Raw genomic sequence first — 271 nt, 5'->3', positions numbered from 1 at the left:
ATTCTACCCGGTACGGTGCTGATGGCGGGGCTGGGAGCGCTGATTGGCAGCGGCGAGTTAAGTTTCTGGCACGCCTGGCTGGCAGGGATTATTGGCTGCTTGATGGGCGACTGGATTTCTTTCTGGCTGGGTTGGCGTTTTAAAAAGCCGTTGCATCGCTGGTCATTTCTGAAGAAAAACAAAGCACTACTTGATAAAACTGAACATGCGTTGCATCAACACAGCATGTTCACCATTCTGGTCGGTCGTTTTGTTGGCCCGACGCGTCCGC

1 protein-coding gene is annotated in these 271 nt (G+C 52.8%); it reads left to right on the top strand.

What is annotated here, in order from left to right; all coding sequences use genetic code 11:
- Positions 1-271, top strand: a 271-nt coding sequence (locus P9217_RS30205; protein ID WP_278088333.1) for a DedA family protein, incomplete at both ends; no start/stop codon positions are given.

Source organism: Mesorhizobium sp. WSM4989 (genome assembly GCF_029625795.1).
In the GTDB taxonomy this organism is placed as follows: domain Bacteria; phylum Pseudomonadota; class Alphaproteobacteria; order Rhizobiales; family Rhizobiaceae; genus Mesorhizobium.
The sequence above is the reverse complement of the archived record's forward strand: the minus strand, read 5'-3'. Positions and strand labels throughout refer to the sequence as shown.